This window comes from Streptomyces meridianus (assembly GCF_023703325.1).
Classification (GTDB): domain Bacteria; phylum Actinomycetota; class Actinomycetes; order Streptomycetales; family Streptomycetaceae; genus Streptomyces; species Streptomyces meridianus.
This window is the reverse complement of the sequence record NZ_JAMQGM010000009.1, coordinates 22,500-46,455: the sequence shown is the minus strand read 5'-3', so window position 1 is coordinate 46,455 and position 23,956 is coordinate 22,500. Positions and strand designations below refer to the sequence as shown.

The following is a 23,956-nucleotide window of genomic DNA, read 5'->3' as shown; positions in this document are numbered from 1 at the left end:
GAGAAGGAATGCGGACAGAGTGGCCGCGATACGGGACAGTTTCATGGAACCTCCCAAAGCAGGATTGCTGCCAGATCTGTGGTAGCAGCACCACGGATACTTTGGAAGTGTCCATGCCAAACCTTGCCCCGTATGGCCTCATAATTGGCGCCAATTCGCCCGCGCGGCCCGCTCCCGGGGCCTGCCCCGGACCCGCACCCCGCCCGCCCTTCGGGGCGACCACGGCCCGCAACGTACCGTCAGGCTCCCCCGTACGCGGCCCGCAACGCCTCCTCGACCGCCGCTCGGGCTGCCCGACGGTCCAGGCCGAGCCGGTGGACCCGCTGCGCGTAAGCAGTCGCCGCTGCCGCGGCCTCGCGCTCCGCTGCTTCTCCGGCCGCCGCGACGAACGTGCCGTTGCGCCCCCGGGTCTCGATCACACCGTCCGACTCCAGGGCCCGGTACGCCTTGGCCACGGTGTTCGCGGCGAGCCCGAGTTCCTCGGCCATCCCGCGCACCGTCGGCAGCCGGTAGCCGACCGGAAGCGCTCCCGACCGGGCCTGATCGGCCAGTTGGGCCCTCACCTGCTCGTACGGCGGCTCGGGCGAACCGGGGTCGACGCTGATCTGCAACTTCACGGACAGCTCCTCACGACACGTTCGTCGCACCCATTGTGTGGCATACCGGGGAGCTGCCTGCCCGCAGCCGCTCCGAGTTGATCCGAGCAGTCGGCAGGCGCCGCCCGCGGTGCGTACGCTCCCGGGCGGTGGCTTCGAACACCTTTGCCGGCCGGCCGTTTCGGCGTGGGCGAAGCCGGCTGATTCAGCCGGCCGGCGGCGGGGACGGCCGGGCACTCCGGGTACCCGGCAGGGGGACCGCGCGGGACGGTGAGCCCGGGGAGTGGGCGATCGCGTCCCCGGGCCGGTGCCGGTGCAGCACGAAACGGTGGCCCGCCCGGTACGCGTCCAGGCCGGCCCGGCAGTAAGCGACCATGTCGTCGGGCAATTCGGCGAGCGGGAACCAGCCGATCTCCGAGCACTTGTCGGGCTCGGCGTTCACCGGTTCGCCGCCCTCCCCGGCAGTGGCCTCGAAGAACCAGCCCATCCGCGGTTGTTCGCCGGGGGCGCAGTGCTGCATGACGAGGGCGACGCGCAGGTCCTCGGGAGCCAGGTCCATTCCGGTCTCCTCACGGGCCTCACGCACCATGGCCTCGACGACGTCCTCGCCGTCCTCGAGACGCCCGGAGGGCGCGTGCAGCAGTCCGTCGGCGTAACCGGTGCCCGCCCGGCGGCCCAGCAGGACCTCATCGCCCCGGCGCAGGATCAGGTGCACATCCACGATTTCGGCGTGACGCTGCGGCGGGGCCGGACGGACCACCATCGCGTACCGCTCGTCGGTCACCTGCCGCCCCCAGAGCCGGGGGTCGGCGGAGAGACGTTCGGTGTGCAGGCGGGCAGCAAGCGGCTCGGCCGCGGCTGCGAGGGCCGCGGCGGGGATGCCGATCGGATTCACCTGTCCCCAGACACCCTCCACCAGAACCAGCCGGCCGCCGGGGCGCACCAGGGAGACCCAGTGGCGCAGCACGGCCTCGGGGGACGGCAGCGCCCACAGCAGGTGCCGGGCGAGGACCACGTCGAACTTCCGCTCGCCGACCGGGGGGTGAGCTGCGTCGCCGACCAGAACGTCCGCGCCGGTGCCGGCGAGCTTGGCCCGCGCCCGTTCGGCCATGGCCGGTGACAGGTCGACCGCGGTGACCCGGTGGCCCTGCTCGCAGGCGAGCAGGGCCAGGCTGCCGGTACCGCAGCCGACGTCGAGGACGTCCGACGGTTCGCCGGGGAGCCAGTCCGCGAGCCGTTCGGCCCAGGCCGCCCGCACGCCGGGGTCGCGCAGCCCGTGGTCGGGTTCGTCGTCGAACCCGGCTGCGGCGGCGTTCCAGTACGCGATGGTGGCGCTCTCGGCTCCCATGGACGGATCCTCGCACCCGCCACTGACATCTCGACCGGGGCCCGGCGCCGCGGGTCCGCGTCCGCACCGGCGGGCCGGCCGGGTCTGCGGCCTCAGAGCCGCTTGCGGTAGTGGATCCTGTCGTAGGGCCCGTCCACCCGGCGCTCGGTGATCTCGTAGCCGTGCCGGGGATAGAGGCGCTGGTTCTCCCACATCAACACGTTGGTGTAGAGGCGGATCTCCGGCAGGCCGAGTTCCCGGGCGCGGGCGTCGGCGAAGTCGAGCAGCCGTCGGCCGGCCCCATAGCCCTGGTGATCGGGGTGGACGGCGACGCTCTCCACGAAGAGGTGATCGGCCTCGGCGACGAGGACCAGCACGCCGGACGCGGGCTCCCCCGTCACGTGGACCCGCCCGGCCGCGATGTCCGCCTCGTGGTTCGCGTCCATCGGCGCCGGGCGGATCCCGATCCGCTCGACGTAGTGGCGGTAGGCGGCTTCCGTCACGGCGCGCACGGCTGCGGCATCGGCGGGCCCCGCGGGGCGGATGGCGTCGTGCACGTGCTTCTCCTCGATCGGCGGGCAGTCGGCGGACGGTTCGCGGCGCGCCCACGCCTCACTCCTGCGAGGGCTCCGCATCCGCTGCTGTCGTGCTGCGGCGCCGGTAGTGGCGCGCGACCCGGGCCCGGTTGCCGCACGACGGCTTGCACCACTCCTGGCGTCCGTGGCTCCTGACGAAATACCGGACGCAGCGCGGAGCGGTACAGGCCCGCAGGCGGTCGAGTTCCGGGCCGGCCAGGAAGTCGATGGCCGCGCGAGCCAGGGCAGCGACGAGCCGCATCCGGAAATCGGGGCCGTCCGACAGCAACCGGACCGACGGCGGCTCCCCATCTGCCCACTCCAGTTGAGGGATGACGGGCTCCCGCCGGGCCGCGGCGTTCAAAGCAGCCAGAGCCCGGTCTGCGGGCATGAGACGGCCGGCGTCCGCGGGGCTCGGCGGCGACGGCCTCACCGCCTGTGCGAACAGCGCCCGTACCGCCTGCCGGAGAGCGACCAGCTCCCTTCTGAGCGCCTCGTCGGCGGCGAAGCCGTCCGCTTCGACGCCGACGGCCAGGAGCTCGGCCCGGTCGCGGATCCACGCGGATGTCCTCAGGAGGTCGCCCCAGTCGTCGGCGACTCCGCCGGCCCCGTCGTGCCGGATCGTGCCGACCAGCTCCAACGCCAGATCCCGGTCCATGCCGTTCCCCTTTCCGCCCGTCCCACCCTTCGTCAACGGATCACACTCACAGCCCTGATCCCGGGATTCTAATGAAACATTGACGCTGTGCCATTAGAGTCCGGATCCATGGCAGCCCGCGCTGTGCGGCTGCACGGATCGTGGCGGCATCCGCCGCGGGAGGGCAACAGCGATGGGAACTCTGCTGGCTCAGATCAGCGATCTCCACCTGGACGGAAGCGAGCGTGCGACGCAGCGGGCCCTGCGCGTCATGGACCACCTCCGGGCCCTGCCGCGTCCGGTCGATGCCCTGCTGGTCACCGGGGACATCGCCGACCACGGCGACCCGGCCGAGTACGAGGAGGCGGCGCGCCTCCTCGCCGCCCCGTTCCCCGTGCTGCCCTGCCCCGGCAACCACGACGAACGGGTGGCGTACCGCAAGGGGTTGCTCGCCGAGCCTGCCTCCGACGGTCCCGTCAACCGGGCCCACCACATCGCCGGAACCGCGATCCTCATGTGCGACTCGTCCATTCCTGGACGGGACGAGGGCCTGCTCGACGCGGAGACCCTGGACTGGATCGCGGGCACGCTCGACGGTCTGCCCCGGGAGACGCCCGCCCTGATCGCCTTCCACCATCCGCCGGTCGGCCTCCATCACCCGCTCCCCGACCGATACCTGCTCGGGCAACCCGCAGGCCTGGCGACCGTCCTTGCTTCGCACCCCCAGGTCACTGCTGTTCTCACCGGTCACGCGCACACCGCGGCGGCCTCCATGTTCGCCGGCCGGCCGCTCGTCGTCGGCCCCGCGGTCACGTGGACGCTGCGCCTGCCCTGGGAGGGCGACCGTCCCGCGGACCGCGAACAGCCACCCGCCCTCGCCTTCCACGTCCTCGACGACGACGGACGCCTGACCACCCATTACCGCGTCGTGATCTGACACCCGCGGGCTGCCGGAGACACAAATGGCGCATCACCATGCCGTGGCCGCGTTCCTCACCGCGATACTCCCCCTGGTCGCCACGCCCGGGGCGAGTCTCGCGCTGCTGATGCGGCAGGTCACCGAACGCGGCCGCGGCCGGGCTCTGCCCGTCGTCCTCGGCACCGCCACCGGTCTGTACGTTCACGCCGTGCTCGCGGCTGCGGGACTGTCCGCCCTGGTCATGCACTCCGACCAGGCCTTCCGGTCGGTCCGGCTCGGCGGAGCGGTCTTTCTGATCGGTCTGGGCGTGTGGACCTGGTGCTCGGCCGGAAGACGGCCGCCGGAGACCCTCTCGCGGTCGCGCGTCCGCCGGCGCCTGCCGGGGTTCACCGGTTCCGCCTACGCCCAGGCGTTGGCCGCCAACGTCCTGAACCCCAAAGCGGCCTCCGTGTACCTGACCCTGGTGCCCCAGTTCGTCGCCCCGGAGCGTGCCCTCACCGGCCAGATCCTCGTTCTCGCCACCGCACATGCCGTCCTCATGACGCTCTGGCTCCTGTTCTGGTCCCTGCTCGCCGGCCGGGCGGCACGCGCGCTGCGTACACCGCGCGTCAAGGACTGCCTCACCCGGGTCACGGCTCTCGTGCTGCTCGGGCTGGGCCTGCGGTCGGCCGTGGCGTAGGGCGCCGGCTCACCCGCGGCGTCGACCGCCGGGCCGGCCGGCGCACGGTTCAGCCCAGCCCCAGGCGCCGGTGCTTGAGCCGACGGGCCACGAGCCGTGTGCCGGACGGCTGCCCGCGCAGGGCGTCGAGTTCGGCACCGACCAGACGCCCGAGACGGGTGAGGAACTCCTCCGGGCGGTCGGCGGCGTCCAGGTCCCCGTCGGCCTCCTCGACGACACGGTCGACGATGCCCTGCTCCAGGAGATCGGCGGAGCGGACGCCCTGTCCTCCTGCCACCTCGAACGCCCGCTCCGTGGTGCGGTGCAGGATCGCCGACGCACCTTCGGGCGGCAGCGGCGAGAGCCAGGCGTGGCGGGCGGCGAGCACCCGGTCGGCGGGCAGCAGTGCCAGTGCTCCCCCGCCCGCGCCCTGGCCCAGCAGCAGGCAGAGGGTCGGCGCGGGCAGGGTGACGAGGTCGGCGAGGCACCGGGCGATCTCGGCCGCCAGCCCTCCCTCCTCCGCCTCCCTCGAGAGCGCGGCGCCCGCGGTGTCGACGACGGTGAGCAGCGGAAGACCGAGCTCCGCGGCCAGCCGCATTCCGCGCCGGGCCTCCCTCAGGCCCCCCGGGCCAAGCGGCGGCGCGTGGGCGCCGCGCCGGTCGTGGCCGAGGACGACACAGGGCGCGCCGCCGATCCGGGCCAGCGCGAGGCAGAGGCCGGGGTCGTGCTCCCCCGCGCCCGTGCCGTTGAAGAGGGTGACCGAGGTGCCCGCCACCTGCAACAGGTCGCGGACGCCCGGGCGTTCGGGGCGCCGGGAACGCCGTATCGAGTCCGCGGTGGACGGAACGGGCGCCCCGGGACGGCACTCCTGCCAGGGAGCCGGCACGGCCGTACGGTGGTCCGGGGCGGGCGCCGGGCACAGCACGTCGAGCGCACGGGCCAGGACGGCGGGGAGTTCACCGGACGTCAGCACCGCGTCGACCAGGCCGTGAGCCAGGAGGTTCTCGGCGACCTGGACGCCGGAGGGGAACGGCTCGCCGTACAGCGCTTCGTGCACCCGCGGCCCGAGGAAGCCGATGAGCGCCTCCGGCTCAGCGGACGTGAGGTGACCGAGCGATCCCCAGGAAGCGAGGACGCCGCCGGTCGTCGGATGCCGCAGGTGCACGAGGTAGGGCAGCCCGGCCGCCTTGTGCTCGGCGATGGCCGCCGTCACCTTGATCATCTGGACGAAGGCAACCGTGCCCTCCTGCATCCGCGTTCCCCCGGAAGCCGGGGCGGCCAGCAGCGGAAGCCGCTGAGCCGTGGCCCGTTCCACCGCGCGCACCAGCCGCTCCCCCGCCGTGAGGCCGATCGAACCGGCGAGGAAGCGGAACTCGCAGGCGACGACGGCGACCCGGCGGCCCCCGATGCGCGCCTCGCCGGTGACGACGGACTCGTCGAGGCCGGTGCTTTCCCTGGCCTTCGCCAGGTCGGCGGCGTAGTCCGGATCGGAGGTGGCTGCGGCGGCCCCGGGGGAAGACGTTCCACCCGGCTCGACCGGTTCGTCCCAGCCGATCCAGCTGCCGGGATCGGCGACGGTGTCGATGAGCTGGAGCACTGGGGCGCGGTGGCCGGATCCGGTCATGGATCCACCCTGCCACGGCGGCCGTCACCACCGGCAAGGCGCACTTACGCGGGGACGTTGCCGTCCGCCATGTCTCCCGACGCCACAGAAGCGGCCCACGGGACGGTCCACGAGGCCACCTCCGGGCCGTGACACGCCGGGTGCGGCCGAGCGGCGGCAGAGAAACCGGAGAAACGGGGCCGGCCTCTTCCCCTCGTCCACCGGCACCTGAAGGATGCGGTGCCAGTTCACGGTCCGGCCGGACGCGCCCGACGACGCGCACGGAACCGGCCGTCCGACGAGGGAAGCGAGGCAGGGCATGGCCGGTGACGTCGAGACCGCACCCGGTGCCGGGGAGCGGGAGGAGGAGACCCGGCTGGCACGGGTCGCCCTGCGGTTCACCGCCTTCACCGAGAAGTGGCTGCCGGACGCGTTCGGGTTCGTGCTCGTCGGCACGTTCATCGTCTTCGCTCTCGGGCTGGCCACGGGCGAGAGCCCCACCGCCCTGGCCGACGCCTGGGGCGAGGGTTTCTGGTCGCTGATCGAGTTCACCCTGCAGATGGCGATGATCATCATCGGCGGGTACGCGGTGGCGGTCTCCGCGCCCGTCGCCCGGCTGATCGCCCGTCTGGCGCAGGTGCCGAGAACGCCCCGTGCGGCGATCACCTTCACCGCTGCGGTCGCGATGATCAGCGCCTACCTCAACTGGGCGTTCAGCCTGGTCTTCACCGCCATTCTGGCCAAGGAGATCGCCCGGGTCGTGCGCGGTGTGGACTACCGGGCGATCGGCGCGATGGCCTTCCTCGGGCTGGGCACGGTGTGGGCGCAGGGTTTCTCCGGCTCGGCGGCCCTTCAGGTGGCCAGCCCCGCGTCCAGCCCGGAGGCCGTGCAGAAGGTGATCGCCGAGGGCCGCAACGGTGAGGGGATCATCCCGCTGACCGACACCATCTTCACCTGGCAGAGCCTGGTGTCGACGCTCGTCGTCTTCCTGGTGGCCCTCACCACGGCCTGGTTCCTCGCACCGACCGCAGCCCGTGCCAGGACCGCGGAGGACCTCGGGATCGAACTCCGCCCGCTGCTGGAGGACCGCCAGGAGAAGCAGACCGCCACCCGCCGCCCCGGCGACTGGCTCGAGCACAGCCCGCTGTTCGCGATCCTGACCGGACTGCTGGGACTGTGGTACCTGGTCCGCCACTTCGCGAGTGCCGAGGGCAATCCGATCGCGGCGCTCGACCTCAACACGGTCATCCTCATCCTGCTGCTGCTCGCGCTCTGCCTGCACTGGCGGCCGATACGCATGGCGGACGCCGTCCGCCGCGGCGCGCCCGCCGCCTCCGGTGTGCTGCTGCAGTTCCCGTTCTACGGGGCCATCTTCGGCATGATCGCGTTCACGGGGCTCTCCAAGCAGATCGCCGGCTGGCTGGTCAGCGTGTCCGACGAGGTCCTCTTCGCGCCGCTCATCGCCGTCTACTCGGCGGTGCTGGGGGTCTTCGTCCCGAGCGGCGGCAGCAAGTGGGTCATCGAGGCGCCGTACGTCATCGGCGCGGCGAACCAGCTGAACGTGGACCAGGGATGGATGGTCGTCGTCTACGACCTGGCGGAGGCGTCGGCGAACTTCCTGCAGCCGTTCTGGATGCTTCCGACACTGGCCGTTCTGGGACTCAAGGCCCGGGACATCATGGGGTACACGTTCGCGATGTTCCTCGCCTGCTTCCCGGTCGTCCTGGTGCTGGTCACCGTGTTCGCGCAGATCTGATGCCGTGGCCGGGCAGGTTTCCCGGCCCCATCACTGGACGCCGCGAGGTGCCGGGGGCGTGCAGTCAGGACGTACGCACCCGGCGCTCCGCCGGTCCGCTACCCGCTCCGGCCGGTGACGGCCACGCCCACGCCGAGCCCGATCATCGTCAGACCCCCGGTGCGGCCGAGGGCCGCCAAGCGGCGCGGAGACCTCCCCATCCAGGTACGGGCTGCCGACGCCGCCATGCCCCAGCCGCTGTCGGACAGGATCTGCAACAGCGCCCCCGCCAGTCCGAGCAGCAGCATCTGCACCACCACGTGGCCCGCCGCACGGTCCACGAACTGGGGCAGCACGGCGGTGAGGAAGACGATGCTCTTCGGATTCGTCACACCCACCACGAAGCCCTGCCACACGTGCCGGACCGTGGTTCGGGAAGCGGCCGTCCGCGCGGCCTCGAAGGCGCGGGCGTCGGGCGGGGACGGCCTGCGGTGGCTGCGCAACGCCTGGACGCCGAGGTACACCAGGTAGGCGGCGCCCGCCGTCCTGATCAGGCCGAAGAGAACCGCGGACTTCTCCACCGCGCTCCCGATCCCCCACGCGACAGCGACGACCAGCAGGTACCCGCCGAGCGCGTTGCCGGCCACGGATGCCAGGGCGGCCCGCCGGCCATGGGCCAGGGCCCGGCCGACGACGAACAGCACGGCGGGCCCGGGGAGGGCGGACAGGAGGAGGGACATCGCACAGAACGCGGCCAGCCGCTGGGGATCGAGCACGACCGGATCCTGCCGCGCATCCCGCGAACGTGTCGAGAGGGACCTTTGTCGTAGGACGTCAGGACGTCCCCGGTAATTGGTTGGACGCGCCCCGGAGGCTTGCCGGAACACTGTGTCCATGAAGCCCCGTCACTGGCCCTTGTACGGGTTGCGGATCACAACGCCCCGCCTCGAACTGCGGCTGCCGGACCTCGACGCGCTCGACGCACTGGCAGCCGTCGCCGGAGCCGGCGTGCACGACCCGGCGCAGATGCCGTTCACCGTGCCGTGGACGGACACGTCCCCCGAGGAACGGGCGCGGGGGACGTTCCAGCACGTGCTGGGGACCGTCGCCGCATGGCAGCCGGAGCAGTGGACGCTCAGCCTCGCGGTGCTGCACCAGGGGCAGGTGGTCGGGCGGCAGGACCTGATGACGAGTTGCTTCCCCGTGACCCGTGAGGCGGAGACGGGTTCCTGGCTGGGAACGGCGTACCAGGGCCGGGGCATCGGCACGGAGAGGCGAGCGGCCGTGGCGCATCTCGCGTTCGAGGGGCTGGGGGCCCGGTCCCTGACGTCCTCGGCCATGACGGACAACCAGCGCTCGCTGGGTGTCTCGAGGAAGCTGGGCTACCGGCCGGACGGACTGCTGACCGCCTCGGTGCGCGGCGAGGCGGTCACACTGCAACGGCTGCGCCTGGACCGCGAGAGCTGGCAGGCGCACCGCACGACGCCGGTCCGGCTGGACGGACTGGCGCCGTGCAGGGCGTTGTTCGGCATCTGACCCGGCCGTTGCGGGCCCTGTTCCGGCCCGCGGTCGGCAGGGTTCCGGCCCGTCAGCTCAATGCGGAGGCACAGGTGGTCGGGGTGGCACGGTCCGGATCCAGGGCGTTGGCCGCCTCGTGGAAGGCGATCCGATCGGCCAGTCCGATGGCCAGGTGCTCGGAGACGTCGGCCGGGCAGAGGTCCTGCAGGAGCACGTTGCGCACGTCGGGCCCGGCCAGGAACTGCGAGGTGTACGGGGTGACCACCTGGTCGTAGCGGGTGGCGATGACGGTGTACCGCACGCCCGGCACGGTGTCGCCGCCCTCGTTGAGCCTGCGCAGGAAGTCGGATCCGGCCATCTGGTCGGCGAGGCCGGGGGTGTGCTCGTCGACCGCGTCCTCGGCGCCGGGGAACTGCCGGACGAGCTCGGTGAGTCCGCCCATGGTGGTGCCGTGGTTGTCCGGGGCCAGGCCCACGAGGGTGTGCACCTTCGCGGCCCCGCCATGGAACTTGAGGTACTGCCGGGGCATCATGCCGCCCTGGGAGTGGCCGACGATGTCGGTCTCGGCGGCGCCTGTGGCCTCCAGGACGCGGTCGACGTAGACCTCCAGCTGCCGCGCCGAGTCCTCGATCGGGCCGAGACCGTGGAAGAAGGGCACACCGGGGAGCTGCCCGTAGTCGAGCGAGTAGACGCAGTACCCGCGCTGCACCAGGTAGGGCGCGAGGCCGAGCCAGTTGTCGACGGAGTTGCCGAACGTTCCGTGGACGAGCACCACGGGCCGGGGGTGGGCGGCGGACGGCTTGCAGCTGAAGTCGTTCCATCCCGCCTGCGTACGGGCGGTGTGGTCGCTCGTGGCCGGCCGGGCGGCTGCGGGGGCCGCACCGAGACCGACGGCCATCAAAATCACCGGCAGGATCCGGAGGGTCCGCTTCCAGGGCAGCTTCATGGGAACTCCTTGCGTTTCCGGTCAGGTTGGGGGCGCTGCTCCTCTGTGACCCGGGTCACGAAACGGCTGGTCGGTTGTCAAACTACGGGCGAGTAGCAAAGGTCACCAGCTACCGGTCGGTAAAAAAACCGTCAGATGCCGTGCTGAGGTACCCCGTTGCGCCGAACAGGCTGCGGAGCCCGAGCGGGCCCATGGCGCGGAGCGGATCGGGGGAACTCCGGGAGTAGCGTCCGCCGCATGACTGAAGCAGCGCACAGGACCCGGCTGGAGCGGATCCTCGGTGTCCCCCTGGCGGAGAACGCGGTACGGCAGTGGCCGCAGAGCGGCGAGATCCTGCACGGTCGTGCCCGTATCGCAGAGGTGGAGTCACACTTCGCCGGACTGCGGCTCGGCGTGGGCAGGAGGCATGCCGGCGGGGACACCCTGACCGTCGAGTGGAGCACGGACTACGGCGACGGACGGGTCTACCGGAACGTGTCGATCGCCGAGCTGGTGGCGGGCGAGGCGGTCCGGGTGACCGACTACTGGGGTGAGCCGTTCCCTCCGCCGGAGTGGCGCAGCGGACTCTCCGAGAGGCTGGAGATGCCCCGGGACGGCGTCTGGCCGGCCGCGGATGCCCTCACCCAGGACTGAGCGGCGCGCCGGACCACGACCGGGGCGGAGCCCCGATGTCGTCGAGCCCGGGCACCCACAGGCCCGAAAGGGCGTCAGGCGCTCCTCGGCCGCCCGGATTCCGCAGCCGCATCCGGGCCGGCGAGGGTGGCCGGCCGGACCGCGCCCGGCCAGCGGGAGTTGAGCCGGTCGATCACCGGCTCGAGAATGCGGGCCCGGGTGGCCTGCTCGTCGAACGTGAGCTGGTGGCCGGCGGAGTCGTCGCCGGTGATCTTTTCAGCCCGGAGCGAGACCCCGCGGACCCGGGCCCGCTGGAGCGCCAGCGCGTCGTGCAGGGCATAGGCCGCGGCGGTCAGTGCGGGGGTGTGGCCCGTCGGTTCCGCCAGGGTCCGGCTGCGGGTGGTCGTGGAACCGTCGGCGTAGCGGACGGTGAGGGTCAGCGCCCTGGCCAGCCGTCCTTCGGTGCGCAGCGCGTCGCCGAGCCGGCAGGCGAGCATGAGCAGCGCCCGTCGCCGCCGGTCCGGGTCCAACTCATCCTGCCGGAAAGGGTGTTCGGTGCTCAGGGAGCGGGGCGGCGCCTGTGGCGTGACAGAGGTCGGGTCGATCCCGCGGGCCCGCTCGTGGACCCGCCGGCCCGCGCTCGCGCCGAGGATCCGCTGGAGGGTCGCGGGCGGCGCGGCCGCGATCCGGCCGACGCTGTCGAGTCCGTAGGCGCTGAGGGTGCGGGCCGTCGCGGGGCCCACGCCGTGCAGCACGCCGGCGGGCTTGCGGGCGAGGAAGCCGGCCACCGCGGCCGGGTCGTCGGGAACGGTGCGGATCGCACCGGGACGGCCCGTTGTTCCGGCAGCGACCCGTGCGAGAAGCGGGTTGGCGGCGACACCGATCGTGCAGTCCGTGTCGTGACGGGCGAGAGCGCGGATCCGTACGAGCGCGGCGAGTCCGGCCGCATCCCGGCCGAAGTAGCGCAGCGCGCCGCGGACATCGGCGATCGCCGTGTCGGGGGGCAGCGCCTGCACCACGGGCGTGAACTCGGCGAGCAGGCCGAGGAGCCGGGTGTACGTGTCCGGGTCGAGCGAGCCGCTCCGGGCAGTGGGATGGAAGCGCACGTACAGCACGTGCGGGCCCGCGGGGGACGTCCGCTCCCGCTCCGGACCGGGGTGCTGCGTCGTCCGTGCGGTCATGGTCCCGCGCTCCCCGGACTGGAGTGCCACAGCTTGCGGCCGGTGGCGGCGCGGTCGCCCGCCGGCTGGAGGTCGGCCCAGGGGTGCATCTCGTACCCGGTGGGCATGCCGATGCGCCGGCCGGCCGCCGCGGGGCGGGGACCGGTGCCGTCGGCGGGCGGCTCGGGCACGGTCTCCGCGAGGCGGGCGGCGACCGCGTCGAGACCGCCGGTCCGGCGCAGTCCGGCGAGTTCGGCGAGGTCCCAGGCCCGGACGCCGACGACGCTGAGACTGCGCGGGCCGCGGCGCTGGACCGTCCCGCGCACCAGCAGCAGCCAGGAGTGGAAGACGGTGTGCGCGCAGGCGGCGTGGCTGTCGTCGAAGAAGGCGAGGTCGGCGAGGCCGGTGCCGTCGTCGAGGGTGATGAAGATGACGCGCCGTCCGGAGCGGATCGGCGGGGTCTGGGTGGCCGCCTTGGCCCCGGCGACGAGGACGGTCTCTCCGTGCCGTGCGTCCCGCAGCCGCTTCGCCGGGATCGCGCCCAGCTCCTCCAGCAGGGCGGTGTGGTCGCCCATGAGGTGCCGGGAGGTGTCCATGCCGAGGACACCGAGTTCGGCGCCGAGGCGTTCGTCCCGGTCGAGGTCGGGCAGCCCGGCGGGCTCGACGGCGGTGCGCGGCCCGGCGTCGAGCGGAAGCTGTCCGGTGCGTGTTCCCGCACCGCGGCGGGAGGCGGTCCGGTGCAGCCGGTGCAGTTCGGCGATGTTCAGCAGCAGGTCGCGGCGGTTGCCGCCGAAGGCCTCCAGCGCGCCGACCTGGGCGAGCCGTTCGGCGACGGGCCTCCCGGGGCGCGCCCGTTGCCAGAAGTCCTGGAGCGTGGAGTACGGCTGTCCGGACTCGATCCGCTGCGCCTCGGCGTCGCTGATGCCGTGGACATCGGCGAGTGCGAGGCGTATGCCCCACTTACCGTCAGACTCCAGTTCGATTCCATAAGCGACTGCCGACCGGTTGACGTCCAACGGCAGGACCGGCACCCCGCGCCGCCGGGCGTCCGCGAGCAGCAGCCGCTTCGGGTACATCCCGGGATCGTGGGTGAGCAGCCCGGCGTAGAAGGCCGCCGGATGATGGGCTTTCAGCCACGCCGACTGGTAGGTGGGCACGGCGAACGCGACGGCGTGCGCCTTGCAGAACCCATAGGACCCGAAGGCCTCGACGATCTCCCAGGTGGCCCGGACCGTCTCCGGCGGGTAGCCGCGTCCGGCCGCCTCGGCCGCGAACCAGGCCCGCACCCGTCCCTGCCGTCCGGAGTCGGAGAGCGCGCGCCGGGCCTCGTCCGCCGTCCCCCGGGAGCAGCCGGTCATGACCGAAAGGATCTCGATGATCTGCTCGTGGAAGACGACGACGCCGTACGTGTCCCGCAGCGCGCCCTCCAGATCGGGGTGCGGGTAGCGGGCGGGGCGGCGGCCGTGCCGCGCCTCGATGAAGGGGCGGACCATGTCGGCGGCGACCGGCCCGGGTCGGAACAGCGAGATGTCGACCACCAGGTCGTGGAAGGTGGCGGGCTCGAGCCTTCCGATCAGGTCGCGCTGGCCCGGCGACTCGATCTGGAAGCATCCGAGGGTCTCGGTGGACCGGATCAGCTCGTAGGTGGCAGGGTCGCCCGGCGGTACCTGCTGCGGATCGTCGAGGTCGAGCGGCCGGCCCGTCGTGCGCTGCACCTCGGCGGCGGCGTGGGCCATCGCGGACTGCATCCGGACCCCGAGCACGTCGAGCTTGAGCAGCCCCAGGTCCTCGACGTCGTCCTTGTCGAACTGGGACATGGGGAATCCGTCGCCACTGCTGACCACGGGGGTCCGGTCGTGCAGCGAGGCGTCGGACAGCAGCACTCCGCAGGGGTGCATGGCCGTCCCGCGAGGCAGTGCGTCGAGGGCCTCGACCAGTTCCCACAGCCTGCCGTACCGGTCCTGCCCGGCGGCGACCTCCCGCAGTTCGGGCAGTTCGGCGAGCGCTGCACGGGCGTCCCGGGCGCGAATGTGCGGGAACGCCTTGGCGATCCGGTCCACCTCGGCCGGATCCATGCCCAGGGCGGCGCCCACGTCCCGGACCGCGTGCCGCACCCGGTAGGTCTCGGGCATGGCGAGCGTGGCCACCCGCTCCGCGCCGAAACGCTCGAAGATCGCCCGGTACACGTCGAGGCGGCGGGCGGACTCGACGTCGATGTCGATGTCGGGCAGGACGCGCCGTTCCCTGGACAGGAAGCGTTCCATCAGCAGTCCGTGCTCGACGGGGTCGGCGTGCGCGATGCCGAGCAGGTGGTTGACCAGCGATCCCGCTCCGGACCCGCGGGCCGCGACGCGGACGCCGAGGCCCCGGGCGTCGTCGACGACCTGGGCGACGGTCAGGAAGTACGAGGCGAATCCGTGGTGCCCGATGGTGCCGAGTTCGTCGTGCAGTCGCTCCCACCGGGCACGGTCGCGGTCGTAGCCGCGCATCACCATCGCGGCGGCGCAGCGGGAGCGCAGCACCCGGTCGGCGGTGCGCCGGCCGCCGCCCACCAGGTGGGCCTCGGGGAAGTGGACGCTGCCGATGCCGAGGTCGTCCTCCGGGTCCACCCGGCACTCCGCGGCGGTCCGGCGGGTCTGTTCCAGCAAGGCGAGCGCGGTGTCGCGGCGCAGACCCGCGGCCTGCACGACCTCCTCCGCCAGGCCCGCCATCTCCGGTGCGCCCTTGAGCCAGCGCTCACCACTGTCGAGTCCCCCGGGCTTGCGCGGGTCGACGGGGACCAGCCTGCGGGAGGCGTCGAGCACGTCGGCGACCGGTCCCTGTCCGGGATCCGCGTAGCGGACGGCGTTGGTCAGCACTGCTCCCACGCCCTGTTCCCGGGCGAAGCCGAGGGTGCGGGCGGCCAGGCGCAGCGAGCCCGGGCCGTTGCCTGCTCCGGCGGGGCGCCTGTGGTGGACGATCTCCAGCCGCAGCGCGCTGCCGTGGATCTCCCTCCAGGGCTCGATCAGCCGCGCGGCCCGATCGGGCCGACCCGCTGCCAGGGCCCGTCCGACCTCCGAGTCCGGACCGAGGAGAACGGTGACCCCTTCTCCGGCCAGGTGCTCGAGGTCGTTCCACTCCAGTACGGGCCGCTCCGGCGTCCCGGCGTGAGCGGCCGAGACCAGCCGGCACAGGGCCGCCCAGCCCGGGGCGCCGTCCCGGGCGAGGAAGACCGCGCGGGGTGCCGATTCGTCGATGAACGCCCCGCCGCGCACCGGGGTCCGTCTGCGCTCGGTGCGATTTCCGGGTCCGGCCGCGGCTGAGCCGCCCTGCCGGTCCCGTCCTCGTTCCTCCGCTACGGCCAGGTCTGCCCCGAACAACGGCCGGACGCCGGCCTTCGCGCAGGCCTTGGCGAAGCGGACCGCGCCGGCGAGGGTGTCCCGGTCCGTGAGCGCGAGGGCTTCCAGTCCGCGCTCCGCGGCGCGCTCGGCGAGCCGCTCCGGGTGCGTGGCCCCGTAGCGCACGGAGAACCCGGAGGCGGTATGCAGATGCGTGAAGTCCGGCATGCGCACCTCCCGCTGAGCTCACCCCGCCGACCGACTGTTTCTGGCCACCCCTTGCCTCCACCATAAACCACTCTTCGAACATTCGTACGAGCAGCACGACCACAGCCTTTCCTCGCCAGGACGTCTCCCGAGCGCACCCGGGGGGCACTCCCCGGACGACCGGAAATGAACGTTCGGAGGTGCATCGCTCCGCGCATCGGCCACTCCCCTCCGGCCGGCCCCGCGAGAGCGCGCCCCCATGCCCAGAGGGACGACTCCGGCAGCACGAACCGCAACGAGGCCGCTTCCCGGCCCCGCTCCGGGACCGTGGGGCACCCGGGAACCAGGACCGGGAACGGCGCCGGCCCCCGTACACCTGGGGAGGTGTACGGGGGCCGGCCCTGTGGGACGTGGGCGTCGGGTCCTAGCCGATCTCGGCGCCGTACGCATCGAGCGCCTCGGTCACGGGCTGGAAGAAGGTCGTGCCGCCTGCGGAGCAGTCGCCGCTGCCGCCGGAGGTCAGGCCGAGGGCGGTGCTGCCGGAGAACATCGCACCGCCGCTGTCGCCGGGCTCGGCGCAGACGTCGGTCTTGATCAGACCCTCGACCGTGCCCTCCTGGTAGTTGACCGTCTCGTCGAGCCCGGTCACCTGGCCGTCGTGGAGCTGCGTGGTGCTGCCGCTGCGCTGCACCTGCTGGCCCACCGTGGCCTCACCGGCCTGCGTGATGGCCTGGGCGCTGCCGTTGTAGAGGTCGACCTCGCTGGGGTGGTCGGTGCCGGCCGTGTACTTGACCAGTCCGTAGTCGTCACCGGGGAAACTGCCCTCCTCGGTGACTCCGATCTGCGCGCCGCCCTGCGTGTCCGACCAGCTCTGCACCGCCGCGGTGCAGTGGCCCGCGGTGAGGAAGTACGGCTCACCGTTCCTGACCACGTTGAAGCCGAGCGAGCAGCGGCTGCTGCCGCCCCAGATGGCGTCGCCGCCGGCGACGAACGGCTCGAACTCCCCCGCGGAGCGGTTGACCTCGACCTTGCCGCCGAGGCTGCGGGTGACCTCGGTGAGCTTGGCCAGCTTGGCGCCCTTGACCGTGGAGTCGGCCGTCACGACCACCTTGTTCGAACGGGGGTCGATCGACCAGGAGGTCCCGGGGATGGTGGCCTTCGACTTCAGCGTCGCCCGCGCCGAGTTCAGCTCGCCGAGCGTGTGGGCGACGATCTTGGCGACGGCACCCTTGTCCCGCACCCGCTCCGCCGCCGACTCGTCGACCACGTTCACGACGAGCTTCCGGGACTTCGCGTCGTAGAACGAGCCGGCGGTCCGGCCGTCGAGGTCGGCGACCAGCGAGGTCGCGAGCCGGCCCGCGCCCTCGACCGAGAGGATCCGCTCACTCGGCGCCTGCGATGCGCTGGCGTACGAGAACGTCAGCGCTCCCGCGATCACTGCGGCCGCACCGGCCGCAGCTATCGAGGTGCCCCGTTTGGTGATGCGACGGTGCTTCAAGTCTTTTCCTCCAGTGGGGGGCGGGCCACCGCCGTGGGGAGCTCGGGCCCGGGGTACGCCCAACACGGACAGAGCACCCCAAACAGGACGCGTCCATGTCAATCGCTACCGCAGAGTTCTCCGGCGTCCATTCGCCGAACACAAGGTCGATTTCAAGCCGGGCACACCATAGCGAAGATGCGCCCCGCGGACGAGGCGCATCACATGGAAACCTGCGTCAGAGCAGGTCAGCAGGGCTTTCCGGCAGTCTCACGATCGTTCCGGCATGCGGACCGAAGGAACAGCCGTGGCCAGTAATCGACCGGAAAATTCTGAATTCCAGTCATAGAGCTCGCACGTCACTCCCCGTCGTACACCCCGGGCGGAAGGGGCTTCTCCGCCTGGTCCGGCGAGGGCCCCGGCCGGGACCGGCGGCCGGCCATCGGACGCACGGGCGTCTCGGGCATTTCGAACACCACCGGGGGCTCCTGCTCCCGGAGCACCCCCTGTCCGCCGGACGCCGCGGACGAGGATCCGGGCGTGGCCCGGGCGGCTTCCGCCCCCGAATCACCGGCCGGCGCGCTCTCCACCGCGGTCGTCGCCGTCCCCTGCGCCCGCTCGAGGAAACGCAGCAGTTCCACCGGGAACGGCAGCACAAGGGTCGAGTTCTTCTCCGCCGCCACCGCGACCACGGTCTGCAGCAGCCGCAACTGCAGGGCGGCGGGTTGCCCGGACATCTGCGCGGCCGCCTCGGACAGCTTCTTCGATGCCTGCAGCTCGGCGTCCGCATTGATGACCCGTGCACGCCGGTCCCGGGCCGCCTCGGCCTGGCGGGCCATGGACCGCTTCATCGCCTCGGGCAGGGAGACATCCTTGATCTCGACCCTGTCGATGTGGACCCCCCAGCCGACGGCGGGGCTGTCGATCATCAACTCCAGCCCCTCGTTGAGCTTCTCCCGGTTGGAGAGCAGGTCGTCCAGATCACTCTTGCCGATGATCGACCGCAGCGAGGTCTGAGCCATCTGCGAGACGGCGAAGCGATAGTCCTCCACCCGGACGATCGCGTCGGCGGCGTCGACGACCTTGAAATAGACGACGGCATCGACCCGGACCGTGACGTTGTCCCGGGTGATGCCCTCCTGCGCCGGCACGGGCAACGTGACGATCTGCAGGTTCACTTTGCGGAGCCGGTCGATCGCCGGAACGATCATGGTGAATCCGGGCTGCCGCACCTCCGGGAGAAGCCTCCCGAGCCGGAAGACGACCCCGCGCTCGTACTGCTTGACGACCTTGGCGGCCGCCATGACGTATACGGCAGCACATGCCGCCAGTGCGATCACTGCTGCCAGAAGCTCCCCGATCATCAGGCCACCCGCCGTCCCTCTCGCCCAGGAAACACTCGTGCCCCTTTTTTAACGATAGTCCAGTTTCGAACCATCGGGGAGAGTCCCGGAAGGCGGCCGACCGGGCTGCGCCGGGCCCGCGCAAGCACCTCGCCCCCGCCCGGGATCCGGGCGGGGGCGAGTGCTCACCGGGGAGAAGACCGGGCCGGTGACCTGCTCAGATGATGCTCACGCCATAGGCGCTCAGCGCCTCGGTGACCGGCTGGAAGAACGTGGTGCCACCGGAGGAGCAGTTGCCGCTGCCACCGGAGGTCAGACCGAGCGCGGTGCTGCCGGAGAACATCGCACCGCCGCTGTCGCCGGGCTCGGCGCAGACGTTGGTCTGGATCAGGCCGTACACGATGTCGCCGTTGCCGTAGTTGACAGTCGCGTTGAGGCCGGTGACGGTGCCGCCGTGGAGGCCCGTCGTGCTGCCGCTGCGCTGGACGGACTGACCGACCGAGGCGCTGCCGGCACCGGTGATGTCCCGGTACGAGCCGTTGTAGAGGTACACCCGGCCGTCCGCGGCAGACGGGTTCGAGTGCTGGATGATGCCGTAGTCGTTCGTCGGGAAGCTGCTGCCCGCCGTGGTGCCGATCGACCAGGAGCTGCCCGCGTTGGTGCAGTGGCCCGCGGTCAGGGCGTACTTGGTGCCGCTGCCGCTCTGGACGTTGAAGCCGAGCGAGCAACGGGAGCCACCGGTGGTGATGGCCTCGCCGCCGGCGATGAGCTTGTTGAACTTGCCCTCGGTGCGGTTGATCTCGATGGCACCGGCCTTGGCGCCGGCCTCCTTCTTGATCTTCGCTATCCCGGCCTTGGAGACCGTCGAGTCGGCCGTGACGACGACCTTGTCGGTCTTCTGGTCGACGTACCAGGCGGTGCCGGCCACGTCGGCCGTCTCCACCGCGTCGCTGACCTGCGCCAGCGCCGAGGCGCTGAACGTGGCCGGGGCGGGCTGCGCCGAAGCGGTGGCAGCCGGGACGGCAAGGGCGGCGGCAGCGAGGCCGGCCGTCATGGCGATGAGCCGCGCGCGTCTCGCAACAGAGTTGCGGTGGGGGGCAGTGCGCGTGATCTTCACATATTTCCTCCAGTCGTGGGGAACCGGCGGGCCCGTTGGGGGCGGGCCCGTGACCTGCCGTCAGAAAACAGCCACCCCTGCCGGTTGATCCGGCTTGATCGGCGTGCCCCTGACAAGCAGTTGAGGGGGAGTATTCGGCGGCCGGAGCTCCCCGCGCAAGACCTTGTTTCGGCCGTGATCAAGAAAGTTCGCCGACAGGTGACGATGAGGACGGCGACAACGGGAGCAAACAGACGCAAGGTGATTCCGGAAAGCGGGAGAGGGCAGTTCCACGTCCGGTGCGCATCGCCCGGGGGTGGACCCGGGAGGGGACGAAGCAATTCGACAGGCCTCCGCACAGCGATCGCCGGTGTCCGGATTCCGACCCTCGGGTCAGCAGTCGCACCCGCAGTCGCAGCAGCCATCGCCGCCGCAACAGTCACAGCCATCGCAGCAGTCACAGCAGTCGCAGTCGCACTTATGGCACCAGCCCTCGCGGGGCTCACCCGTCCACGGATCCTCGTAGGGGTCGCGGCAGCACACCTGGCCGGTGCAGAACAGCCCGGTCCAGACCGCGCAGCCGGCCAGTGCGCCGCGGCGGCGCGGGCGGGACGGCGGCGCTCCGGGCTCGTCGGGACCGTGCGGATCCCGGGTGATCCACGGCGACGGGGGCCGTTCGCCGTCGGCGTTCCGGCCCTCCGGCGGGCAGGAGGATCCGGAAGCCCGGAAGGCCCGGTCGACCGACCGCTTCAACTCGTGGACCAGCAGGAGGTGCACCAGTCGGCCGTCCACGAACTCGGCTTCCCGCAGCGCCAGGCGCACGCCGTGGACTGCGTCGTCGCACAGCCGCCGCACCTCGGCAAGGTCGGCACCGGTGGCGGTGACCGGGTTCCAGAGACCTGAGGCGGTGTCATGTCCGAAGTCCTCGACGGCGTCCAGCAGGTGTGCGAGACGGCCGAAGAACCGGCCCGCCTCGCGGAGCGGGGCCGCATTCCCCGGACGTCCGGCGAGCACGGCGGTGTGGCCGAACGCGGCGGCGGTGGCGGACTCCGCCGGTTCCGTCACCGCCGTCAGGGGGGTACCCGGCCCTGCGGACGCCTCGATCGCGTACTGCCGGTCCACCGCCTCGGTCAGCTCCGCGGTGTCGAATCCGACCGCCGCCCCGGCACAGCTCCCGGCCCGGTCCCACCGCCCGGCGACCCGGCGGGCCACGGCGGCGGCCGAGCGCCGCGCCAACAGGCCGTCCCCGTCGGCAACATGGTCGCGGATCTTCGCCGAGGCCAGCACCAGGGAGACCGCGGCAGCGAGCCGGGGCCCTTCGCCCTGCGCCACTTCGGCGGTCCGCATGCCGCGCAGCGGGCAAGGTCCCGCCGTACGCCGCCGGCCCTGCGCGACCGGGGACTGCGCCTCCACCAGAACGGAGACGATCAGCCCGTCGTAGTTGGTGGCGGCCCGGGCCGACTGGCCGTGGCCGGCACGCAACGCGAGGCAGAGCCCGCACAGATGCGCCATCCACTGGGCCCTCATGTCTTCCCGCAGCCGGTGCCGGCACGGACGGACGATCCCGAACAACTCCCCCCCCGACTCGTTCCACTCCCCCGGCGGAGCGGGACGCATGATAGCGGCAGCCGCGTTCACCCGGACGACCCTGCGTCACCCATACGGTTCGAAAAAAGGGATGTATTACCCCGTCAGTAGCCCTGTCCAGCAACAATGCTGATGGGCCGACACCCGTTGTGCACCAGTACCGTCACGAAAACGTTGTGCGACCGCTATCTGCTTGGCGCATCCTCCGCATCATGGACGACCATGGAGGGGTAGGTGGCAGCAGAGACCGCGGGTGAGAGGAGGCGTCCATGGGATCGGTGCGCAAGGCGAGTGCCTGGCTGGGCCTCGTCGACGACAACGATGACGAGCGGTACTACGACGACGACTACGCCGAAGGACCCGAGCCCGGCGACGCCTGGGTGACGGACCCGCGGATCCAGGTCGCCAACGAGGCTGCGCAGGAACAGGGACGCCGGATCGCCACGGTCACCCCGGACGGCTTCCGCGACGCCCGGGGCATCGGCGAGCTCTTCCGTGAGGGCGTGCCGGTGATCGTGAACCTCACGGCCATGGACCCCGCGGACGCCAAACGCGTCGTGGACTTCGCGGCGGGGCTCACCTTCGGCCTGCGCGGTTCGATCGAACGCGTCGCCACCCGTGTCTTCCTGCTCACGCCCAGCGACTACACGGTCGTCAACGACCCCTCCGCCCGGCGCTCCGCCGACGGCGGGTTCTTCAACCAGAGCTGACAGCGGCAGGGCCCCGGCTGGTGGGTCGGGAGCCCTGCCGGACGGCGGGCCGGAACGGTCGCCGCGCCGGCCGCGGACGGCGGCTTCAGCTCCTGGACTTCGCCCCCGCCCGAGGGCGCCTGCTCTGCGGGATCCGGGGGGTGCTGCCGGGCTCGGCGGGCCCGGGCGCCGGCCGATCAGCGCAGTCCATGGTGCGGGGCAGCCGCAGGGCGGCGAGCGCGCCGGCCACCAGCAGTACGGAACTGACCACGAGGGTCACGTGCATGCCCTGGACGAACGCGGCCCGGGCAGCCGAGCGCAGCGACGCCCCGGCCGGCCCGCCCAGCTGCGCGGCCACTTCGTAGGCCTCCCCGAGGGAGTTCCCGGCGGCGGCGGACGCCCGCGAGGAGACGCCCGGCAGATGGGCGAGAGCGGGGGCGTACACCGCGTTCATGACGCTGCCGAGCAGCGCGATGCCGAATCCCGCCCCCAATTGGTAGGAGGTCTCGCCCACGGCGGCAGCGCCACCGGCCCGGTCGGCGGGCGACTCGCTGAGCATCGACTCATAGGACCCGAAGAGGGTGTTCTCGAGGCCGAATCCGAGGAGCAGGAAGCAGCCGGTCAGCAGCCACGGGCGGTCGTGCTGGCCCATGAAGGTCAGCATGAGGACGGCGACGGCCGTCAGCCCGAAGCCGAGGGCGACCATCGTGCGCGGCCCGGTCCACTGGAGCATCCGGGAGCCGAGCAGGCCACCGACGACCGCGGCGAGCGTGAGCGGGACCATGCGCAGCCCGGTCTCCAGCGGCGACAGCCCGAGGACGAGCTGGAGGTACTGGGCGGCGATGAGCTGGAGGCCCACCAGGGCGAGCATCGCGAGCACGATGCAGCCCACGGAGGTGCCGAACGCCGGGCGCCGCATCATCCGCAGGTCGATCAACGGGTGCTCGCGCCGCTGCTGGCGGCGCACGAAGGCGGCGAGCAGGAGGCTGCCCCCTGCCAGGGGAACGAGCGTCATCGCCGCCTGCAGGCCCTCACCGCCGCCGGTCCGCTTGACCGCCAGGACCACACCGAACAGGCCGAACGCTGCCATGAGGGCCCCGAGGACGTCCCACGGTCCGTTGTGGTCGCCGGTCGACTCGGGAAGGATCCACCGACCGACCGGGAGGCAGACCGCCATGAGCGGAATGTTGATGAGGAAGACGGAGCCCCACCAGAAGTGCTCGAGCAGGAAGCCGCCGAGGAGCGGGCCGAGTGCCGCGCCGACCGCGGCGACCGCGCTCCAGACGCCGATGGCCATCGCGCGTTCCCGGCGGTCCGGGAAGACCTGGCGCAGGATCGACAGCGTGGCGGGCATGATCATCGCCCCGCCGACTCCGAGCAGGGCCCGGGCGGCGATGAGCAGGCGCGGATCACCGCCCAGTGCAGCGAGTGCCGAGGCCATGGCGAAGATGGCGTAGCCGAGGAGCAGGATGCGCCGGCGTCCGACCCGGTCCCCCAGCGTTCCGAAGAGGATCAGCAGGGAGGCGGCCACCAGCGGGTAGGCGTCCACGATCCAGAGCAGCTGGATCGCACCGGGGCGGATGTCCTCGGTGACCGCCGGCACCGCGACGTGCAGCACGGTGGCGTCCAGCGCCACCAGCAGCAGGCTGACGCACAGGACGACCAGGACCGCCCACCGGTTTGCGCCCGCAGCCGCCCCGTGCCGTTGTCGGGGAACGTCCGCCGCTCGCCGTTCGCGGGCCGTGGTCGTCCCGGACATGTCGACACCTCCCTGAGTTGCTTTCGCGCTCGGCGCGGGCAGGGCGTCCGGGGGGTCCGGAGGCCGCCCGGAGGCGAAGGGCGAGTGAACCGACAGGGTACGCGAGGCCGTTCCGGCGCCCGCCGCCCACCTCGCCTGCGCAGCGCACGCCGTGCGTCCACGTGAATTCCCCGAATCCCCACTGGGAAAGTTTGA

At 72.2% G+C, this 23,956-nt stretch carries 20 protein-coding genes; 6 read left to right on the top strand and 14 right to left on the bottom strand.

Annotated elements, in window-relative coordinates:
- Window positions 1-239: 239 nt before the first annotated feature.
- The 4 genes from M1E25_RS04365 to M1E25_RS04350 all read right to left on the bottom strand — a co-directional run bounded on the left by M1E25_RS04365 (window position 240) and on the right by M1E25_RS04350 (window position 3,156).
- The gene (locus M1E25_RS04365) at window positions 240-617 is read right to left on the bottom strand and encodes a GntR family transcriptional regulator (RefSeq protein ID WP_251409816.1); all 378 of its coding nucleotides are present in this window, start codon (window positions 615-617) and stop codon (window positions 240-242) included.
- 184 nt (window positions 618-801) lie between these two features.
- A complete protein-coding gene (locus M1E25_RS04360; RefSeq protein ID WP_251409813.1) occupies window positions 802-1,944 on the bottom strand; it encodes a methyltransferase domain-containing protein in 1,143 nt (380 codons plus the stop codon).
- 92 nt (window positions 1,945-2,036) lie between these two features.
- Entirely contained in the window at window positions 2,037-2,480 is a 444-nt protein-coding gene (locus M1E25_RS04355; protein ID WP_251409810.1) for a GNAT family N-acetyltransferase, read from the bottom strand.
- 55 nt (window positions 2,481-2,535) lie between these two features.
- On the bottom strand, window positions 2,536-3,156 hold the full coding sequence (locus tag M1E25_RS04350) for a CGNR zinc finger domain-containing protein (protein WP_251409807.1): 621 nt from the start codon (window positions 3,154-3,156) through the stop codon (window positions 2,536-2,538).
- Between the two features lie 172 nt (window positions 3,157-3,328).
- Here M1E25_RS04350 and M1E25_RS04345 point away from each other — a divergent pair, with 172 nt between their 5' ends.
- Window positions 3,329-4,072 (top strand): metallophosphoesterase, encoded by a 744-nt coding sequence (locus M1E25_RS04345; protein ID WP_251409804.1) that lies wholly within the window; start codon window positions 3,329-3,331, stop codon window positions 4,070-4,072.
- Between the two features lie 25 nt (window positions 4,073-4,097).
- On the top strand, window positions 4,098-4,733 hold the full coding sequence (locus M1E25_RS04340; RefSeq protein WP_251409801.1) for a LysE family translocator: 636 nt from the start codon (window positions 4,098-4,100) through the stop codon (window positions 4,731-4,733).
- A gap of 49 nt (window positions 4,734-4,782) precedes the next feature.
- Here M1E25_RS04340 and M1E25_RS04335 read toward each other — a convergent pair whose 3' ends face one another.
- Window positions 4,783-6,336 (bottom strand): carboxyl transferase domain-containing protein, encoded by a 1,554-nt coding sequence (locus M1E25_RS04335; protein ID WP_251409798.1) that lies wholly within the window; start codon window positions 6,334-6,336, stop codon window positions 4,783-4,785.
- A 298-nt stretch (window positions 6,337-6,634) separates the two neighbouring features.
- Here M1E25_RS04335 and M1E25_RS04330 point away from each other — a divergent pair, with 298 nt between their 5' ends.
- Window positions 6,635-8,071 carry a short-chain fatty acid transporter gene (locus tag M1E25_RS04330; RefSeq protein WP_251409795.1) on the top strand — a complete coding sequence of 479 codons (1,437 nt, stop codon included), beginning with the start codon at window positions 6,635-6,637 and terminating at the stop codon, window positions 8,069-8,071.
- Between the two features lie 98 nt (window positions 8,072-8,169).
- Here M1E25_RS04330 and M1E25_RS04325 read toward each other — a convergent pair whose 3' ends face one another.
- The gene (locus tag M1E25_RS04325; protein ID WP_285830364.1) at window positions 8,170-8,790 is read right to left on the bottom strand and encodes a LysE family translocator; all 621 of its coding nucleotides are present in this window, start codon (window positions 8,788-8,790) and stop codon (window positions 8,170-8,172) included.
- Between the two features lie 154 nt (window positions 8,791-8,944).
- Between M1E25_RS04325 and M1E25_RS04320 the strand changes: the two genes are divergently transcribed.
- A complete protein-coding gene (locus M1E25_RS04320) occupies window positions 8,945-9,586 on the top strand; it encodes a GNAT family N-acetyltransferase (protein ID WP_251409789.1) in 642 nt (213 codons plus the stop codon).
- Between the two features lie 52 nt (window positions 9,587-9,638).
- Here the strand turns inward: M1E25_RS04320 and M1E25_RS04315 are convergent, their stop codons facing one another.
- The gene (locus M1E25_RS04315; protein WP_251409786.1) at window positions 9,639-10,514 is read right to left on the bottom strand and encodes an esterase/lipase family protein; all 876 of its coding nucleotides are present in this window, start codon (window positions 10,512-10,514) and stop codon (window positions 9,639-9,641) included.
- A 237-nt stretch (window positions 10,515-10,751) separates the two neighbouring features.
- Here M1E25_RS04315 and M1E25_RS04310 point away from each other — a divergent pair, with 237 nt between their 5' ends.
- Window positions 10,752-11,147 carry a nuclear transport factor 2-like protein gene (locus M1E25_RS04310; RefSeq protein WP_251409783.1) on the top strand — a complete coding sequence of 132 codons (396 nt, stop codon included), beginning with the start codon at window positions 10,752-10,754 and terminating at the stop codon, window positions 11,145-11,147.
- A 74-nt stretch (window positions 11,148-11,221) separates the two neighbouring features.
- Here the strand turns inward: M1E25_RS04310 and M1E25_RS04305 are convergent, their stop codons facing one another.
- From M1E25_RS04305 to M1E25_RS04280, 6 genes are all read right to left on the bottom strand, one after another.
- On the bottom strand, window positions 11,222-12,307 hold the full coding sequence (locus tag M1E25_RS04305) for a DNA polymerase Y family protein (protein ID WP_251409780.1): 1,086 nt from the start codon (window positions 12,305-12,307) through the stop codon (window positions 11,222-11,224).
- Window positions 12,304-15,831 carry a DNA polymerase III subunit alpha gene (locus M1E25_RS04300; protein ID WP_251409777.1) on the bottom strand — a complete coding sequence of 1,176 codons (3,528 nt, stop codon included), beginning with the start codon at window positions 15,829-15,831 and terminating at the stop codon, window positions 12,304-12,306. The genes M1E25_RS04305 and M1E25_RS04300 overlap by 4 nt, the downstream gene beginning before the upstream one ends.
- A gap of 403 nt (window positions 15,832-16,234) precedes the next feature.
- Window positions 16,235-17,308 carry a S1 family peptidase gene (locus tag M1E25_RS04295; protein WP_251409774.1) on the bottom strand — a complete coding sequence of 358 codons (1,074 nt, stop codon included), beginning with the start codon at window positions 17,306-17,308 and terminating at the stop codon, window positions 16,235-16,237.
- Window positions 17,309-17,646: 338 nt separating this feature from the next.
- Entirely contained in the window at window positions 17,647-18,651 is a 1,005-nt protein-coding gene (locus M1E25_RS04290) for a slipin family protein (protein WP_251409771.1), read from the bottom strand.
- A 196-nt stretch (window positions 18,652-18,847) separates the two neighbouring features.
- Window positions 18,848-19,684, bottom strand: coding sequence for a S1 family peptidase (locus tag M1E25_RS04285; RefSeq protein ID WP_251409769.1), 837 nt, complete (start codon window positions 19,682-19,684; stop codon window positions 18,848-18,850).
- A 435-nt stretch (window positions 19,685-20,119) separates the two neighbouring features.
- Complete coding sequence (locus tag M1E25_RS04280) at window positions 20,120-21,298, bottom strand: DUF5685 family protein (protein WP_251409766.1); 1,179 nt, start codon at window positions 21,296-21,298, stop codon at window positions 20,120-20,122.
- 284 nt (window positions 21,299-21,582) lie between these two features.
- On the opposite strand from M1E25_RS04280, the gene M1E25_RS04275 reads away from it, so the two are divergent.
- Window positions 21,583-22,023, top strand: a complete 441-nt coding sequence (locus tag M1E25_RS04275) for a cell division protein SepF (protein ID WP_251409764.1) — start codon at window positions 21,583-21,585, stop codon at window positions 22,021-22,023.
- Window positions 22,024-22,108: 85 nt separating this feature from the next.
- Here M1E25_RS04275 and M1E25_RS04270 read toward each other — a convergent pair whose 3' ends face one another.
- Window positions 22,109-23,761, bottom strand: coding sequence for an MFS transporter (locus M1E25_RS04270; protein ID WP_251409761.1), 1,653 nt, complete (start codon window positions 23,759-23,761; stop codon window positions 22,109-22,111).
- Between the last annotated feature and the right edge of the window lie 195 nt (window positions 23,762-23,956).

Coding starts and splice junctions, on each gene's coding strand:
- M1E25_RS04360 (WP_251409813.1), bottom strand. CDS start 1,944: ATGGGAGCCGAGAGCGCCACCATCGCGTACTGGAACGCCGCCGCAGCC.
- M1E25_RS04350 (WP_251409807.1), bottom strand. CDS start 3,156: ATGGACCGGGATCTGGCGTTGGAGCTGGTCGGCACGATCCGGCACGAC.
- M1E25_RS04345 (WP_251409804.1), top strand. CDS start 3,329: ATGGGAACTCTGCTGGCTCAGATCAGCGATCTCCACCTGGACGGAAGC.
- M1E25_RS04340 (WP_251409801.1), top strand. CDS start 4,098: ATGGCGCATCACCATGCCGTGGCCGCGTTCCTCACCGCGATACTCCCC.
- M1E25_RS04335 (WP_251409798.1), bottom strand. CDS start 6,336: ATGACCGGATCCGGCCACCGCGCCCCAGTGCTCCAGCTCATCGACACC.
- M1E25_RS04330 (WP_251409795.1), top strand. CDS start 6,635: ATGGCCGGTGACGTCGAGACCGCACCCGGTGCCGGGGAGCGGGAGGAG.
- M1E25_RS04325 (WP_285830364.1), bottom strand. CDS start 8,790: ATGTCCCTCCTCCTGTCCGCCCTCCCCGGGCCCGCCGTGCTGTTCGTC.
- M1E25_RS04320 (WP_251409789.1), top strand. CDS start 8,945: ATGAAGCCCCGTCACTGGCCCTTGTACGGGTTGCGGATCACAACGCCC.
- M1E25_RS04315 (WP_251409786.1), bottom strand. CDS start 10,514: ATGAAGCTGCCCTGGAAGCGGACCCTCCGGATCCTGCCGGTGATTTTG.
- M1E25_RS04310 (WP_251409783.1), top strand. CDS start 10,752: ATGACTGAAGCAGCGCACAGGACCCGGCTGGAGCGGATCCTCGGTGTC.
- M1E25_RS04305 (WP_251409780.1), bottom strand. CDS start 12,307: ATGACCGCACGGACGACGCAGCACCCCGGTCCGGAGCGGGAGCGGACG.
- M1E25_RS04300 (WP_251409777.1), bottom strand. CDS start 15,831: ATGCCGGACTTCACGCATCTGCATACCGCCTCCGGGTTCTCCGTGCGC.
- M1E25_RS04290 (WP_251409771.1), bottom strand. CDS start 18,651: ATGATCGGGGAGCTTCTGGCAGCAGTGATCGCACTGGCGGCATGTGCT.
- M1E25_RS04285 (WP_251409769.1), bottom strand. CDS start 19,684: ATGACGGCCGGCCTCGCTGCCGCCGCCCTTGCCGTCCCGGCTGCCACC.
- M1E25_RS04275 (WP_251409764.1), top strand. CDS start 21,583: ATGGGATCGGTGCGCAAGGCGAGTGCCTGGCTGGGCCTCGTCGACGAC.
- M1E25_RS04270 (WP_251409761.1), bottom strand. CDS start 23,761: ATGTCCGGGACGACCACGGCCCGCGAACGGCGAGCGGCGGACGTTCCC.